At 49.3% G+C, this 16,067-nt stretch carries 11 protein-coding genes, 2 tRNA genes, 3 rRNA genes and 1 pseudogene; all 17 read right to left on the reverse strand.

The features are described 5' to 3' along the window. Positions 1-11: 11 nt before the first annotated feature. Positions 12-2,931 (reverse strand): 23S ribosomal RNA (locus L0M14_RS26605). 257 nt (positions 2,932-3,188) lie between these two features. Beyond that, positions 3,189-3,264, reverse strand: a tRNA-Ala gene (locus L0M14_RS26610). 22 nt (positions 3,265-3,286) lie between these two features. Further along, a tRNA-Ile gene (locus L0M14_RS26615) sits at positions 3,287-3,363 on the reverse strand. 81 nt (positions 3,364-3,444) lie between these two features. Then, positions 3,445-3,561, reverse strand: a 5S ribosomal RNA gene (gene rrf, locus L0M14_RS26620). Between the two features lie 117 nt (positions 3,562-3,678). Beyond that, positions 3,679-5,220: ribosomal RNA gene (locus L0M14_RS26625) — 16S ribosomal RNA — on the reverse strand. The 16S, 23S and 5S rRNA genes sit together here with 2 tRNA genes alongside, the layout of an rRNA operon. 326 nt (positions 5,221-5,546) lie before the next feature. After that, positions 5,547-7,043, reverse strand: a complete 1,497-nt coding sequence (gene lysS / locus L0M14_RS26630; protein ID WP_235119429.1) for a lysine--tRNA ligase — start codon at positions 7,041-7,043, stop codon at positions 5,547-5,549. Between the two features lie 112 nt (positions 7,044-7,155). Beyond that, positions 7,156-7,632 carry a transcription elongation factor GreA gene (gene greA / locus L0M14_RS26635; protein WP_235119430.1) on the reverse strand — a complete coding sequence of 159 codons (477 nt, stop codon included), beginning with the start codon at positions 7,630-7,632 and terminating at the stop codon, positions 7,156-7,158. Between the two features lie 259 nt (positions 7,633-7,891). Then, positions 7,892-8,908 carry a tRNA dihydrouridine synthase DusB gene (gene dusB, locus L0M14_RS26640; RefSeq protein WP_235119431.1) on the reverse strand — a complete coding sequence of 339 codons (1,017 nt, stop codon included), beginning with the start codon at positions 8,906-8,908 and terminating at the stop codon, positions 7,892-7,894. Positions 8,909-8,926: 18 nt separating this feature from the next. Beyond that, positions 8,927-9,139, reverse strand: a complete 213-nt coding sequence (locus tag L0M14_RS26645) for a helix-turn-helix domain-containing protein (RefSeq protein WP_235119432.1) — start codon at positions 9,137-9,139, stop codon at positions 8,927-8,929. Beyond that, the gene (folK, locus tag L0M14_RS26650; protein WP_235119433.1) at positions 9,121-9,636 is read right to left on the reverse strand and encodes a 2-amino-4-hydroxy-6-hydroxymethyldihydropteridine diphosphokinase; all 516 of its coding nucleotides are present in this window, start codon (positions 9,634-9,636) and stop codon (positions 9,121-9,123) included. The genes L0M14_RS26645 and folK overlap by 19 nt, the downstream gene beginning before the upstream one ends. After that, positions 9,633-10,001, reverse strand: a complete 369-nt coding sequence (gene folB / locus L0M14_RS26655; RefSeq protein WP_235119434.1) for a dihydroneopterin aldolase — start codon at positions 9,999-10,001, stop codon at positions 9,633-9,635. The genes folK and folB overlap by 4 nt, the downstream gene beginning before the upstream one ends. 18 nt (positions 10,002-10,019) lie before the next feature. After that, a complete protein-coding gene (gene folP / locus L0M14_RS26660) occupies positions 10,020-10,835 on the reverse strand; it encodes a dihydropteroate synthase (RefSeq protein ID WP_235119435.1) in 816 nt (271 codons plus the stop codon). Then, positions 10,832-11,713 (reverse strand): aminodeoxychorismate lyase, encoded by an 882-nt coding sequence (pabC, locus tag L0M14_RS26665; RefSeq protein WP_235119436.1) that lies wholly within the window; start codon positions 11,711-11,713, stop codon positions 10,832-10,834. Before pabC ends, folP begins: the two co-directional genes overlap by 4 nt. A 5-nt stretch (positions 11,714-11,718) precedes the next feature. Beyond that, positions 11,719-12,299: pseudogene (gene pabA, locus L0M14_RS26670) on the reverse strand (aminodeoxychorismate/anthranilate synthase component II). A 43-nt stretch (positions 12,300-12,342) separates the two neighbouring features. Next, complete coding sequence (locus L0M14_RS26675; protein ID WP_235119437.1) at positions 12,343-13,884, reverse strand: anthranilate synthase component I family protein; 1,542 nt, start codon at positions 13,882-13,884, stop codon at positions 12,343-12,345. 147 nt (positions 13,885-14,031) lie between these two features. Then, positions 14,032-14,970: a cysteine synthase A gene (cysK, locus tag L0M14_RS26680; protein ID WP_235119438.1), complete on the reverse strand. Its 939-nt coding sequence runs from the start codon at positions 14,968-14,970 to the stop codon at positions 14,032-14,034. Between the two features lie 114 nt (positions 14,971-15,084). Continuing rightward, entirely contained in the window at positions 15,085-16,035 is a 951-nt protein-coding gene (locus tag L0M14_RS26685) for a peptidyl-prolyl cis-trans isomerase (RefSeq protein WP_235119439.1), read from the reverse strand. Positions 16,036-16,067: the final 32 nt, after the last annotated feature.

Here is a 16,067-nt window from a genome sequence, read left to right on the forward strand (position 1 = left end):
CGGAAAGTTCTTAGGTTAAGCCCTCGACCGATTAGTATTCGTCAGCTCCATACATTGCTGCACTTCCACCTCGAACCTATCAACCTCGTCGTCTACAAGGGGTCTTACGAATTGGGAAATCTCATCTTGAGGTGGGCTTCACGCTTAGATGCTTTCAGCGCTTATCCCTTCCGTACATAGCTACCCAGCTATGCCTCTGGCGAGACAACTGGTACACCAGCGGTACGTCCATCCCGGTCCTCTCGTACTAAGGACAGCTCCTCTCAAATTTCCTACGCCCGCGACAGATAGGGACCGAACTGTCTCACGACGTTCTGAACCCAGCTCGCGTACCGCTTTAATGGGCGAACAGCCCAACCCTTGGGACCTACTTCAGCCCCAGGATGCGATGAGCCGACATCGAGGTGCCAAACCTCCCCGTCGATGTGGACTCTTGGGGGAGATAAGCCTGTTATCCCCAGGGTAGCTTTTATCCGTTGAGCGATGGCCCTTCCATTCGGTACCACCGGATCACTAAGCCCGACTTTCGTCCCTGCTCGACCTGTTTGTCTCGCAGTCAAGCTCCCTTATGCCTTTGCACTCTTCGAATGATTTCCAACCATTCTGAGGGAACCTTTAGACGCCTCCGTTACTTTTTAGGAGGCGACCGCCCCAGTCAAACTGCCCACCTGACACTGTCCCCGCACCGGATTACGGTACCAGGTTAGAACTCCGATACGATCAGGGTGGTATCCCAACGGCGCCTCCATCCAAGCTGGCGCTCAGGCTTCAACGGCTCCCACCTATCCTGTACAGATCGTACCAAAGTCCAATATCAAGCTGCAGTAAAGCTCCATGGGGTCTTTCCGTCTTGTCGCGGGTAACCTGCATCTTCACAGGTATTAAAATTTCACCGGATCTCTCGTTGAGACAGCGCCCAAGTCGTTACGCCATTCGTGCGGGTCAGAATTTACCTGACAAGGAATTTCGCTACCTTAGGACCGTTATAGTTACGGCCGCCGTTTACTGGGGCTTCGGTTCACAGCTTCGGGGTAAACCCCTAACCGCTCCCCTTAACCTTCCAGCACCGGGCAGGCGTCAGCCCGTATACTTCGCCTTGCGGCTTCGCACAGACCTGTGTTTTTGCTAAACAGTCGCTTGGGCCTTTTCACTGCGGCCCCCTCGGGCTATTCACCCTACCGAGGCACCCCTTCTCCCGAAGTTACGGGGTCATTTTGCCGAGTTCCTTAACGAGAGTTCTTCCGCGCGCCTTAGAATTCTCTTCTCGCCCACCTGTGTCGGTTTGCGGTACGGGCACCTTCGCCTGGCTAGAAGCTTTTCTTGGCAGTGTGAAATCATGACCTTCGGTACTATAAGTTTCCCTCCCCATCACAGCCCAGCCTTAACGGTGTGCGGATTTGCCTACACACCAGCCTCACTGCTTGGACGAGCATCCATCAGCTCGCGTCACTATCCTTCTGCGTCACTCCATTGCTCATAACGGCTACGGTGGTACAGGAATATCAACCTGTTGTCCATCGACTACGCCTTTCGGCCTCGCCTTAGGTCCCGACTGACCCTGAGCGGACGAACCTTCCTCAGGAACCCTTAGGCTTTCGGCGGATCAGATTCTCACTGATCTTTTCGTTACTTATACCGGCATTCTCACTTGTATGCGCTCCACCTGTCCTTACGGTCAGACTTCAACGTACATACAACGCTCCCCTACCCAAGTACTTACGTACATGCCATAGCTTCGGTGGCGTGTTTAGCCCCGTTACATTTTCGGCGCAGAGTCACTCGACCAGTGAGCTATTACGCACTCTTTCAATGGTGGCTGCTTCTAAGCCAACATCCTGGTTGTCTGTGCAACTCCACATCCTTTCCCACTTAACACACACTTGGGGACCTTAGCTGATGGTCTGGGCTGTTTCCCTTTTGACAATGGATCTTAGCACTCACTGTCTGACTCCCGGATATGAGTTTGTGGCATTCAGAGTTTGACTGGACTTGGTAACCCTTGGCGGGCCCCGCACCCAATCAGTGCTTTACCTCCACAACTCTTGATTCCGAGGCTAGCCCTAAAGCTATTTCGGGGAGAACCAGCTATCTCCGAGTTCGATTGGAATTTCTCCGCTACCCCCACCTCATCCCCGAATTTTTCAACATTCGTGGGTTCGGGCCTCCAGTGAGTGTTACCTCACCTTCACCCTGGACAGGGGTAGATCACACGGTTTCGGGTCTACGTCCACGTACTAAAGCGCCCTATTCAGACTCGCTTTCGCTGCGGCTCCGTCTCTTCGACTTAACCTCGCACGGGAACGTAACTCGCCGGTTCATTCTACAAAAGGCACGCCATCACCCATAAAGAGGGCTCTGACTTCTTGTAAGCACACGGTTTCAGGTTCTTTTTCACTCCGCTTCCGCGGTGCTTTTCACCTTTCCCTCACGGTACTGCTTCACTATCGGTCGCTAGGTAGTATTTAGCCTTGGCAGATGGTCCTGCCGGATTCCGACGGGGTTTCACGTGTCCCGCCGTACTCAGGATCCCTCTAGGCATACGTTTGTTTTTGGTTACGGGGCTTTTACCCTCTTTGCCGAGCCTTTCCAGACTACTTCACCTAACAAACTTTTGCCACGTTGAGGTCCTACAACCCCAAGGAGCAAGCTCCTTGGTTTGGGCTAATCCGCGTTCGCTCGCCGCTACTGACGGAATCACATTTTGTTTTCTTTTCCTCCAGGTACTTAGATGTTTCAGTTCCCTGGGTATGCCTCTCATGCAGCTATGTATTCACTGCATAGTAACTGCGCATTACCACAGCTGGGTTCCCCCATTCGGACATCCCCGGCTCAAAGCCTGCTTACGGCTCCCCGAGGCATTTCGTCGTTCGCCACGTCCTTCTTCGGCTCCTAGCGCCTAGGCATCCTCCGTGTGCTCTTTCTAGCTTAACCAGCTAAAAATAACTTTCATTAACTGCTGTAACACAGTCAACGAAAAGGATTTCTAAGTTTCACGCTTTACGTCTGTTGACAATTTATCTAAGCTGCGCCTAGAGAGATTGCAACTGTTTCGTTATCTAGTTTTCAAGGAACAAGTATTGAGATTCCATGCTTTGTGATTCAAGTTCTTTACCACTTTTCAGCGGCGAAAGTTATCTTATCACAAACCACTTCGTCATTTCAAGTCGAATTTTATCGACTTTTTTTATTGGTGGAGCCAAGCGGGATCGAACCGCTGACCTCCTGCTTGCAAGGCAGGCGCTCTCCCAGCTGAGCTATGGCCCCATGCTATTATAAAAAAATCATATGGTGGGCCCTAGTGGACTCGAACCACCGACCTCACCCTTATCAGGGGTGCGCTCTAACCAGCTGAGCTAAGGGCCCATATCTATACGGGTAATTACCCAAAATAAAAACCCACCTACAAGCTTTCGAAGCTTTCTCCGAAAGCTTGCTATGGGCTTCGCTTGGCAACGTTCTACTCTCCCAGAACCCTTCGGTTCAAGTACCATTGACGCTGGAGGGCTTAACGGTCGTGTTCGAGATGGGAACGCGTGGGTCCCCTCCGCCATCATCACCAAACGATTGCAGTTCTTTCAAACTGCCGAAAGGATTGACCTTTCAAAACTGAACACGAGTGAAGAAGCTGTTTGTGCTTTACGCACTTGACTGGTTCGTTGCAGAACCGAGTCTCCATAGAAAGGAGGTGATCCAGCCGCACCTTCCGATACGGCTACCTTGTTACGACTTCACCCCAATCATCTACCCCACCTTCGGCGGCTGGCTCCTTGCGGTTACCTCACCGACTTCGGGTGTTGTAAACTCTCGTGGTGTGACGGGCGGTGTGTACAAGACCCGGGAACGTATTCACCGCGGCATGCTGATCCGCGATTACTAGCAATTCCGACTTCATGCAGGCGAGTTGCAGCCTGCAATCCGAACTGAGATCGCCTTTTTAGGATTGGCTCCAGATCGCTCCTTCGCTTCCCGTTGTAACGACCATTGTAGTACGTGTGTAGCCCAGGTCATAAGGGGCATGATGATTTGACGTCATCCCCACCTTCCTCCGGTTTGTCACCGGCAGTCATCTTAGAGTGCCCACCCGAAGTGCTGGCAACTAAGATCAAGGGTTGCGCTCGTTGCGGGACTTAACCCAACATCTCACGACACGAGCTGACGACAACCATGCACCACCTGTCTCCTCTGCCCCGAAGGGAAGCCCTATCTCTAGAGCGGTCAGAGGGATGTCAAGACCTGGTAAGGTTCTTCGCGTTGCTTCGAATTAAACCACATACTCCACTGCTTGTGCGGGTCCCCGTCAATTCCTTTGAGTTTCACTCTTGCGAGCGTACTCCCCAGGCGGCATGCTTACTGTGTTTACTTCGGCACCGAGGAATCGAATCCCCGACACCTAGCATGCATCGTTTACGGCGTGGACTACCAGGGTATCTAATCCTGTTTGCTCCCCACGCTTTCGCGCCTCAGCGTCAGTTATAGGCCAGAAAGTCGCCTTCGCCACTGGTGTTCCTCCACATCTCTACGCATTTCACCGCTACACGTGGAATTCCACTTTCCTCTCCTACACTCAAGCCATCCAGTTTTCGATGCGAACCGGGGTTGAGCCCCGGGCTTAAACACCAAACTTAAATAGCCGCCTGCGCGCGCTTTACGCCCAATAATTCCGGACAACGCTTGCCCCCTACGTATTACCGCGGCTGCTGGCACGTAGTTAGCCGGGGCTTTCTTCTCCTATACCGTCACACAAAGGGCAGTTACTCCCCCTGCTGTTCGTCTAGGGCAACAGAGCTTTACGATCCGAAAACCTTCATCACTCACGCGGCGTTGCTCCGTCAGACTTTCGTCCATTGCGGAAGATTCCCTACTGCTGCCTCCCGTAGGAGTCTGGGCCGTGTCTCAGTCCCAGTGTGGCCGTTCACCCTCTCAGGTCGGCTACGCATCGTCGCCTTGGTGAGCCGTTACCTCACCAACTAGCTAATGCGCCGCAGGCCCATCTGTAAGCCACAGCTTGCACCGTGTTTCATGATCTCTCCATGCAGAGAAACCAGCTATCCGGTCTTAGCTATCGTTTCCGATAGTTATCCCGGTCTTACAGGCAGGTTGCCTACGTGTTACTCACCCGTCCGCCGCTAGCTTGTCCCCGAAGGGACAAGCCCGCTCGACTTGCATGTATTAGGCACGCCGCCAGCGTTCGTCCTGAGCCAGGATCAAACTCTCCAATAAGGTAAACCTATTGTTAAGCTGAATAGCTCAATGTTAAAGCTGACGAGATTGTATAATCTCTTTGTTTAAAGTCGTTTACACGACTTGCTTTCTTCACTCGTTGTTCAGTTTTCAAAGAACAATTTCTTTCGTCATCATTCGCTGTCTTCCGACAGCCGATAACCAATATATCATGTTCTCCATCGCTTTGCAACTTCTTTGTTTCTTGTAAGTTGCTGTCGCTTCTCAGCGGCGACGTTTATTAAGATACCACATTCGCCATAAACAATGCAAGTTTTATTTAAAAAAATATCGAGGCACCATTGGCACCCCGATATGAAGCCATTTTACTCCCCTTGGCGTTCGCGCATTAATGGGAATAACAGTACGTCACGAATCGAAGGCGCATTGGTAAGCAGCATGACTAAGCGATCGATACCGATGCCAAGTCCTCCTGTAGGAGGCATACCGTACTCCAAAGCTCGGATAAAGTCGTCATCCATCTCGTGCGCTTCGTCGTTGCCCTGCTCTTTTTCGCGGAGCTGTGCTTCAAAACGCTCTCTTTGATCTATGGGATCATTAAGTTCGGTAAATGCATTGGCATGCTCACGAGCAACAATAAATAACTCAAAACGATCCGTAAAGCGTGGATCTTCCGGATTCTTTTTCGCTAGAGGAGAGATTTCCAATGGATGCCCATAAATAAATGTAGGTTGAATCAGCGTTTCTTCCACAAAGGTTTCGAAGAACTGATTAACAATGTGTCCAAACGTCATATGCGGCTCAACTGGAACTTTGTGTTCTTTAGCCAGTCGATGGGCTTCTTCATCTGACATGTGCACGCTGAAATCGACGCCTTTTACTTCTTTAATAGCATCAACCATCGAAACACGTCTCCAACCAACAGCCAGATTCACTTCGTGATCGCCATATTTTACAGTTGTGGAACCAAGCACTTCTTGCGCAATATGTGCTACCATCTCTTCTGTCAGCTGCATAATATCTTTGTAATCAGCGTAAGCCTCATAGAGCTCGATCATAGTGAATTCTGGGTTATGTCTTGTCGAAATTCCTTCATTGCGGTAAACCCTGCCAATTTCATAGACTTTTTCAAGTCCTCCGACAATTAGGCGCTTCAAATGAAGCTCGATCGCAATACGCATATAAAGCTGCATGTCCAGAGCATTATGGTGTGTAATAAAAGGACGCGCTGAGGCACCGCCGGCAATGGCATGCAGGGTAGGTGTCTCAACTTCTAAATAACCGCGGGAATCTAGATAGCGGCGCATGGATTGAATAATTTTGGAGCGTAAAATAAACGTTTGTTGAACGTCCTGGTTCGTAATTAAATCTACGTAGCGTTGGCGGTAGCGCATTTCAACATCTTTAAGTCCATGAAATTTCTCCGGAAGAGGCAATAGGGATTTCGTCAGAACTTCCAGGGACTTCACTTTAATGGAGGTTTCTCCTGTTTTCGTTTTGAAAACGACGCCGCTAACACCGACCATATCCCCGATATCGAGAATATCGAAGGCTTTGTATTTGGCTTCATCGATCGAGTCCTCACGCACATAAATCTGGATTTTGCCGGAGATGTCCTGAAGGTGAGCAAAGCTGGCTTTGCCCATGCCCCGTTTTTGCATAATGCGCCCTGCAATACTAACCTCATGCTGTCCCGCTTCCAATTCTTCCTTGGTCTTATCGTTGTAGGCTTCCACGATTTCTTGAGCTGTGTGGGTTCTTACATATTTGCTTCCGAACGGGTCGATGCCTAATGCACGCAGCTCGTCCAATTTGTTCCGTCGAATAACGAGCAGTTCGTTGAGTTCTAGATCCTGACTCATGCCTTCATCTCCTATTGTTTAGAATATGTCAGTTCGCTCTCTAGCAGCTTATACCCGGTTAAACCGGAAAAAAGCTTCCGGAAGGAAGCTTTCCAAAGAGACGCGCTGCACATTACTTTTTGATATCGACAATTTGATACTGGATAATACCTGCAGGTACGTTCACGTCTACTGTCGCGCCCTTTTGCTTGCCTAAGATGGCTTTGCCTACGGGACTTTCATTGGAAATCTTATTCTGGAACGGATCAGACTCCGCTGTACCTACGATAATATATTCAACCAAATCTCCAAACTCGAGATCCTTTAAGGTTACGATGGACCCAACGCTCACCGTATTGGTATCTACATCGTCGTTATTAATAATTCGCGCATTGCGCAGCATTTTTTCTAAGGTAATGATACGTCCTTCAATGAAGGCTTGTTCGTTCTTCGCGTCTTCATATTCAGAGTTCTCGCTGATATCACCATAGCCGATCGCTACTTTGATTCTCTCAGCAACCTCGCGACGTTTCACCGATTTCAGATGCTCAAGCTCTTCCTCCAGCTTTTTCAAGCCTTCTTGTGTAAGAATGACTTCTTTTTCACTCATTCCCAACTGATCTCCCGTCGTGTGAAAGATTTTCATATCGTTGAATCAATGCTTCCTGCTAGGAGTTAGATCATTAAAAAGAGCCGATTCAAGTAGTATGAATTCACTATAAGATAATATATTAGCTTCGTGCCTCAAGATGACACACTCCAGTTACACAAGGCTGTCAGTCCATACATTCATGCGGGATAAACATTAATATTGACTGATTATATTGCAACCGTTTCAAAATGTCAATCAAAGCCAATCCTGCATAGTTTTAATGAATGACAGCGGATTCTTGATCTGCGGAGCCTGTTGTTTGGCCGTTCAAGCCGTCGACATAATCATGCAAAATACGCACCATTTCATCACGTTTGGTCGTTTCCATGATGACATCTTTGACACGCGCCGCGCCAGTCATACCTTTGAGGTACCATGCCATATGCTTGCGCATTTCTTTAACGGCTACATGCTCGCCTTTTAATGCGGCAAGACGATCCAAGTGAAGGATGGCAATGCGAATTTTCTCTTCAGGCATCGGATCAGGCGGAAGTTCGCCGTTCGTTAAATATTGTACGGTCCGGTACAGCATCCAAGGATTGCCTAGCGCTCCTCTTCCGATCATGACACCGTCCACGCCGGTTTGATCAAGCATCCGTTTAGCATCCTCGGGAGTAACTACGTCGCCGTTGCCGATGACTGGAATCGATACAGCTTCCTTCACTTGACGAATGATATCCCAGTCCGCTTTGCCTGTGTACATTTGCTCGCGGGTACGCCCATGTACGCTCACGGCACTTCCGCCGCCTCGTTCCACAGCTTTTGCGTTCTCTAAGGCGTAAATATGTTCGGAGTCCCAGCCGATTCGCATTTTGACCGTAACCGGTTTGCTTACAGCAGCCACGACAGTCGCAATCATCTCTTCGATTTTATCCGGTTGGAGCAGCCACCGCGCGCCGGCATCACACTTGGTGATCTTCGGTACAGGACAACCCATATTAATGTCGATGATATCGGCATTCGTCTGCTGATCAACGACTTTGGCAGCTTCTACAAGCGTTTCTGTATCACCGCCAAAAATTTGAAGGCTAAGCGGCTTCTCTCGATCGTCTACGTATAGCATCTCTAAGGTGCGCGAGTTGCCGTGTACGATTGCTTTATCACTTACCATCTCCGCACATACCAATCCGGTTCCAAATTCTTTGGCAATGAGACGGAATGCCGGATTACAGACGCCTGCCATAGGCGCAAGCACGACTTTATTAGGCGCTTCTACATTTCCTATTTTGAGCACTGAATGGTCCTCTCCTCTCTACCTGCCAACAGCCGCAACCAGCTCATCCGGTTCAATGTTGAGCACTTGCGATATATTGTGAATGATTTTGTGATCGGGCTTGCGGGTTCCCCGCTCGATAGCCCCCAGTATTGCTATAGAAACGCCGAGCATGTCGGCAAGTTCATTTTGCGTGTAGCCTTTTAGTTTACGAAATGCGCGAATACGCTGAGCTACTGTGCTTTTTTCCATAATGTAATGCCTTCCTTTCCATCCAGTTTCATAAGCTGCGCGTTGATGTGTTCAAATGCCGCCTGCTTTCGCCCGCTTAGAACCTCCGAAAGAGGAACTAACACAAAAGCCCGCTCCTGCATCCGCGGGTGCGGAATAATCAGGTCGGGGGTCATAATCTGCTCTTCCCCATACATGAGCATATCGAGATCGATGGTTCTCGGTCCCCAGCGTATATCGCGGGTCCGCCCAAGCTGCTGCTCAATAGCTAGCATGACGGTAAGCAATTCTTGTGCAGGTAAATCGGTGGTGATTTCTATCACCATGTTAAGAAAAGCGGATTGATCGACATAACCGACCGGCTCTGTTTCGTAAATACCGGAAATTGCAGTTACGGTGATGTGCGGGTGGCCATGCAACCTGTCAATAGCCTGAAGCAAGTAAGCTTCTCGATCTTCTATATTAGATCCTAATGCAAGGTAAGCAGTTACCGCTTGGTTGGGTGTAGCCTCTGTCATTCTGTAGCCCGCTTTCGGTTGATTTCTACCGTTACTCCGTTAAAGAGCACGGGAAATGGCGGATGCGGCTTGATGACACGAACCGTCACTTCAATGATATTAGTATAAGTTTGCAGGAGCTCAGATGCAATATTTTCCGACAAAGCTTCAATGAGTTTGTAGGTGCGGCCCTCCACAATTTCTTTGACAATATAAAAAACTTCCGCGTAATTAATCGTATGTTCAAGTTCATCGGTACGCCCCGCCTGATTAAGGGGAAGCATGAGTTCCACGTCCACATTGAAACGTTGGCCCAGCTTGTTCTCCTCGGGGAACACGCCATGATTGCCGAAAAATTGCATGCCGGACAACGTGATTTTATCCATTATCTATGCCTCCTTCTATTAGGTGCGCACCATGGCATCCGTCATGACTGCAACCCGCTTCATGGCCTGGACATCATGCACCCGCACTATATGGCAGCCTTTGGAGATACCCAGCGTGACCGTCGCTGCTGTACCTTCCACAACATCTTGCGGAGGAAGATTCAGTGTTTTTTGAATCATGCTTTTGCGGGATGTGCCCAACAGCACAGGGTACCCCATGGCGACAATTGCTTCTAAACGATTCATGAGCCAAAGGTTCTGTTCGTAGGTTTTCGCAAAGCCGATACCGGGATCGAGAATGATGCGTTCCTCCCTTACGCCTGCTTGCAGCGCATAGCGAACACTAGTTCCCAAATCATCCAAGACATCAGCTAAAAAGTCGTTGTATTCCATGTTCTTACGATTATGTGTGATGATGAACGGGCAGTCGTACTCGGCTGCGACTTTCACCATTTGCGGATCAGCAAGCCCGCCCCATACGTCATTGATGATGTGTGCTCCCGCTTCCAAGGCTTGTCTGGCTACTTCAGATTTATAGGTATCTATGGAGATAGGAAGCGATAGCTCCTTTTTTAGAGCTTGAATAATTGGAATAACACGATTCAACTCTTCCTCTAGTGGTACCGCTGCAAACCCCGGTCTGGTGGATTCGCCGCCAATATCAAGGATATCAGCACCCTCAGCTGCCATAAGCTTGGCTTGTTCTAGCGCTTTTTCTATAGAAAGATAGGAGCCTCCGTCAGAAAAGGAGTCGGGGGTTACATTCAAAATCCCCATGATGGTGGTGCGTTCTCCTAGGGGAAGCTCTCTATTTTTACATCTCAATGGATTCATCCAGTCTCACTTCCCGTATGTCTTCGATACTCCGATATAAGGCGATTGGCCAATGGTCCTGTTCGTGCCTGCCCAACATGTAAACTGGTGCCGGTTGGGGTATATAGGGTGCTAATGGGGGTGATCTCTTGTATTGAGTTCACGATGAAAACTTCATCTGCCTGTACAAGGTCTTCCCATGTATACAATCCTTCTTCGGCCGGCACCTGAATATGCTGCAACACCTTCAGCACGAAGGCCCTTGTGATCCCCGGCAGGATCCCCGTGTCGAGTGATGGCGTATAGCAGACGGAATTTTTTACAAAAAAAAGATTACTAACAATCCCTTCGGCTAGGTAGCCCTCATCGGTCAAGAAAAGCCCTTCCGCTCCTTGGGCCCAGCTATAGTTCTGTAGTTCCCGTTTGGCAAGTATATTATTCATATAATGCAGGGACTTGAAACGATAGATTCCCTCCGGAGTGTTGCGGGACAGCTTCAGAAGCTGCAGCGCTTTGCCTATTTGATAAGCCTTCTCATCCTTGGGCGGCAGCGGTTTGATGTACATAATTTCGGTAGGCTGCACGTAATCCCCGGACGGCAAACCAAGTATGTCTTTGCCCGCCGATACTGTTAGACGTATGTACGCATCTTGCAGTTCATTAACCGTAAGCAGCTGCTGGATGAGTTCTCTAATTCTATCTTCCTGGGGAGCATACTGAATACTCAACTCCCGGCACGATGCAGATAGCCTCTCCAGATGCTGCTGTAAGAGAAACGGCTTAGTGGAGTAGGTACGAAACGTTTCAAACAAGCCGAGACCGTAAAGAAAGCCGTGATCATAAACCGAGACCACGGCTTGCTGCTCATCAACCAGTGTACCATTCATGCTAATAATCATTCGAACTATGCTCCTGTCCGGGCTGTGCGTCGGATGAAATTGCGGAGCATTTGGTGACCATGGTCCGTAATAATGGACTCCGGGTGGAACTGAACCCCTTCAATCGGGTACTCCTTATGACGAAGACCCATAATCTCGCCTTCCGCCGTACGTGCGCTTATCTCCAGACAATCCGGCAAGGTTTCGGTCTTCACGATTAGTGAATGATAGCGAGTCGCTGTAAATGGGGACGGCAGTCCTTCAAAAACAGATTGGCCGTCGTGAAAAATCTGCGATGTCTTGCCATGCATCAAGCGTTCAGCGCGAATGACGTCTCCGCCGAAGGCTTGTCCAATGGATTGGTGTCCCAAGCATACGCCGAAAATCGGGATTTCCCCTTGAAACGATCAATCAACGCTAAGCTGATTCCCGCTTCATTCGGCGTACAAGGGCCAGGGGAAATTAATATATGATCAGGCGCAAGCGCAGCTACGCCTTCCAAGTCAATTTCGTCATTGCGCTTCACAACGACCTCTTCTCCAATTTCGCCCAAATATTGAACCAGATTGTACGTAAATGAATCATAATTGTCAATAACTAAAATCATACTAAGCTCCCCTTTCGTCAGCCGTTTCCCGGCCAATCCTCATCTAAGCTCGGCTCATGCTTCGCTCGCTGTGTTCGATGGCTTTCCATAACGCCTTAGCTTTGTTCAGGGATTCGATATATTCACGCTCCGGAACCGAATCAATGACAATCCCGGCACCTACTTGAATATGTCCCATCCCCTCCGCTACGGCAAGTGTACGTATAGTAATATTAAATTCCATATTGCCGTTATAGTCAATCCACCCCATGGATCCTGTGTATGGGCCGCGCCTTACAGGCTCTAATTCTTCAATGATTTCCATGGTTCGGATTTTGGGAGCTCCCGTAATCGTTCCGCCAGGAAATGCGGCAGCAATCACGTCATATGCATCTTTGCCTTCTGCGATCTCACCCGTCACCTCAGAGACAATATGCATGACGTGGGAATAGTATTCGATGGCCATGAAATCTTTGACTCGAACCGAACCGTATCTGGAAATGCGCCCTATATCGTTACGTTCCAGGTCGACAAGCATCACATGCTCGGCCCGTTCTTTTTCATTATGGATCAACTCGCCTGCGAGTCGAAGGTCATCCTGTTCATCCATCCCTCTTGGACGCGTTCCTGCGATGGGCCTTGTTCGAAGAATACCATCCTCAAGCTGAACAAGCAGTTCAGGCGAACAGGACACCAGCGCAAAATCAGAAAATCGCAGCAGCCCCATATAGGGGGAAGGGTTGACCAGCCGCAGGGATTCGTAGATTTGTTCCGGCGTAGTATCTAGCGGGCGGCTTTGTCGAACAGAGAGATTGACCTGGAATACATCGCCCTGCCGAATATATTCCTGCACGCGCTCGACGGCTCGCATATAATCGTCTTTGTCAAATGCTTTATGGACACCTTCGATGGAGTCGAGATCAATGTGAAGTTCTGATCGAGAGATGGATTGTTCACCGTTTAAGATGTCAGCCGTATCCGTCTTCCAATTAGACGAGCGAATATCGTTCCACTGCTGCAGCATCGTCTCCGCTATTCGATGAGCTCCCTGATAGAGATTCTCCAATTGCACCGCATCAGGTATTGTGTCATCTGCCAACGGTGTATGTACAGCGATGTATAATGCTTTCTCAACATGATCGATGATCCAAATCCGGTCGTACATGGCGAAGCTGTAATCGGGGATCGGTAGATCACGTTTAGCGATAACAGGAAGCTTCTCAATCGTGCGGACCACATCGTATCCCCAGAAGCCGACACACCCGCCCAGAAACTTGGGTGCCCCATGGACCTTCGGTGCTCGATAAGGGGACATCCAAGCTTTGACTGTATTCAAAGGATTCCCTTCCATGTGAACCACGCCAGAGCTAGAGGAGATTTCGGCGTGCATCCCGGTCCCCTTAATCTCAGAAATAGGGCGAAGTCCTACAAACGTATATCTTCCCCCCTTACCGCTCTCTAGCACAAAGGAATGCGGCGAAGCCTGCTGCCATGCCCGTTGCCATGAAGCAATCCGATCTTCCGCTAGGCCCAGCTTGATAACATAGGGGAGCATCGAATATTCCGCAGACCAGCTATGCCATTGTTCCCTACTCGTGATGATCAATGCCGCCCCTCCTTATTCGTATAGTTGCATGGTGTTACTGGTATAAGTTCAATGTCTGGATGAATAGTTGTCCACTAGTATACTCTAACCATGGACAAAACAAAAGCCCCCGGCTGACGCGCCGGAGGCTTAAGGCTATGGCTATGATTAATCTTCGAACTGGTACAACGGTGTGCTTAGGTAACGTTCGCCGTTACTTGGGACTACAGCGACAACACGCTTGCCTGCACCAAGCTCTTTAGCTACTTTTAAAGCTGCAAAAATGGCCGCTCCTGATGAAATACCGCCCAGAATTCCTTCTTCTTTCGCAACACGGCGGGATGTTTCAAATGCATCTTCATTATCAACTTGAATCACTTCGTCATAGACGGAAGTATTCAAAATACCTGGAATAAAGCCGGCTCCGAGACCTTGGATTTTGTGAGGTCCTGGTTTGCCGCCAGAGAGAACAGGTGATGCCGATGGCTCAATGGCATAAACTTTAATTCCCGGGAAATTTTCTTTCAAAACACCGCCCGCACCAGTGATCGTTCCACCCGTACCGATACCGGCAACGAATGCATCCAGTTTACCGTCATGTCCTTTGATCGCTTCCACAATTTCAGGACCTGTTGTCTCACGGTGAATTTTCACATTCGCTTGATTCTCGAATTGCTGCGGCATAAAGTAGGTAGGATTCTCAGCTACCAACTCTTCTGCGCGGCGAATAGCGCCTTTCATTCCTTCCGGACCCGGAGTCAGCACGAGTTGAGCACCGTATGCGCGAAGCAGATTTCGTCTTTCCAAGCTCATAGTCTCCGGCATAACAAAGATCGCTTTGTATCCTTTAGCCGCCGCTACCATAGCTAATCCGATTCCTGTGTTACCGCTAGTTGGCTCGACGATCGTGTCACCCGGCTTCAGCTTGCCTTCTTGCTCTGCTACTTCAACCATGCTAATAGCGATACGGTCTTTTACGCTCGCTCCCGGATTCTGATACTCAAGTTTCAGATAAATCTCCGCACTGCCTTCCGGAACTACGCGGTTCAGACGAACAAGCGGCGTATCCCCGATTAATTGAGTAATGCTTTGCACTAATTTTGCCATGTGAAGTGTTCCCTCCCGAATGAGTAAATATGATTTCCGAGTTAACTAGTCGGTATTAATACTTTCATCTTATCAATGGTCCTATAGGTTGTCAACCGGATTTTGCACAGGCGCTCACTGAAACTGGGTATCTAAAATATTCGCTCCCCACTTGCTGCGCAGCTTATCAACAAGTTCATTCAGAGACGGCGCTTCTTGCAGCGCTAATTCCATACGGACATTTTCCCGCACAAAGGCAAAATCAGGACTCGACGCTTCCTTCCGGTCTTTAAGCCGGACAACGGCATAGCCATTATCAACTCGAACCGGTTGACTGGTCTCGCCGGGCTTTAATGATTTAGCAGCTTCTAGAATGGGAGCCGGGACAAAGGGATCATCGTCCTCCACCCAGCCCAGTTCCCCGCCGCTGTTATTCGTCGCATCATCAATCGATCGGTCTCTTGCGAGGATAGCGAAGCTTGTTCCTTTGGCCAGCTCAGCCAATACTTTATTGGCCTGGTCCTTAGTCGAAACAATGATCTGCAGAATGTTCAGATCTACTTCCTGCCTGAATTCCTCCGGATGCGTTTTGATATAATTGTCGACCTCTTCATCCGATACTTTAACATTCTTGGTTGCTATTTTTTCTAATAAAAGCTTATTAGCGACGTCCGCACGAAGGTCCTCCTGAGTCATGCCCAGTTGTTCTTTCATTGATTTATAAAAATCAGCTTCACTCTCGTATCCTTGCTGCATCCGTTTCAATTCACGTTCGATCTCCGCGTTGTCTACCTGGATTCCCGCTTCAATTCCCTCTAGCCGTACTGCTTCCCGGTCGAGCATTTGCCCTAGCAGCTCCGCACCATACTGATGCTCTAACGCTGTTCGAAGCTCTCCGATCGTAATTGTGCGACTCCCAATTCTAGCTACTGCCCGCTCGGTATCTGTCTCAATATGCTGCGGCTGTTCAGTTGGATGACTTGGTTCTGGTTCGTTCCTGGAACGGGCGATCAACAAGGAAGTGAGCACAAGAATACATACGGCCATCAGGCCGATGACTCCCCATAATCGCTTTACGTCCCGCATCCTGATTCCCTCTTCATGTTAAATTCATAAAT

Origin of the sequence: Paenibacillus hexagrammi (assembly GCF_021513275.1) — a bacterium.
GTDB lineage: Bacteria > Bacillota > Bacilli > Paenibacillales > NBRC-103111 > Paenibacillus_E > Paenibacillus_E hexagrammi.

What these genes read in the sequence shown, in the direction of transcription:
- lysS (WP_235119429.1), bottom strand. Translation starts at nt 7,043, where the DNA reads ATGAGTCAGGATCTAGAACTCAACGAACTGCTCGTTATTCGACGGAAC.
- greA (WP_235119430.1), bottom strand. Translation starts at nt 7,632, where the DNA reads ATGAGTGAAAAAGAAGTCATTCTTACACAAGAAGGCTTGAAAAAGCTG.
- L0M14_RS26645 (WP_235119432.1), bottom strand. Translation starts at nt 9,139, where the DNA reads ATGGAAAAAAGCACAGTAGCTCAGCGTATTCGCGCATTTCGTAAACTA.
- folK (WP_235119433.1), bottom strand. Translation starts at nt 9,636, where the DNA reads ATGACAGAGGCTACACCCAACCAAGCGGTAACTGCTTACCTTGCATTA.
- folB (WP_235119434.1), bottom strand. Translation starts at nt 10,001, where the DNA reads ATGGATAAAATCACGTTGTCCGGCATGCAATTTTTCGGCAATCATGGC.
- folP (WP_235119435.1), bottom strand. Translation starts at nt 10,835, where the DNA reads ATGAATCCATTGAGATGTAAAAATAGAGAGCTTCCCCTAGGAGAACGC.
- pabC (WP_235119436.1), bottom strand. Translation starts at nt 11,713, where the DNA reads ATGATTATTAGCATGAATGGTACACTGGTTGATGAGCAGCAAGCCGTG.
- cysK (WP_235119438.1), bottom strand. Translation starts at nt 14,970, where the DNA reads ATGGCAAAATTAGTGCAAAGCATTACTCAATTAATCGGGGATACGCCG.
- L0M14_RS26685 (WP_235119439.1), bottom strand. Translation starts at nt 16,035, where the DNA reads ATGCGGGACGTAAAGCGATTATGGGGAGTCATCGGCCTGATGGCCGTA.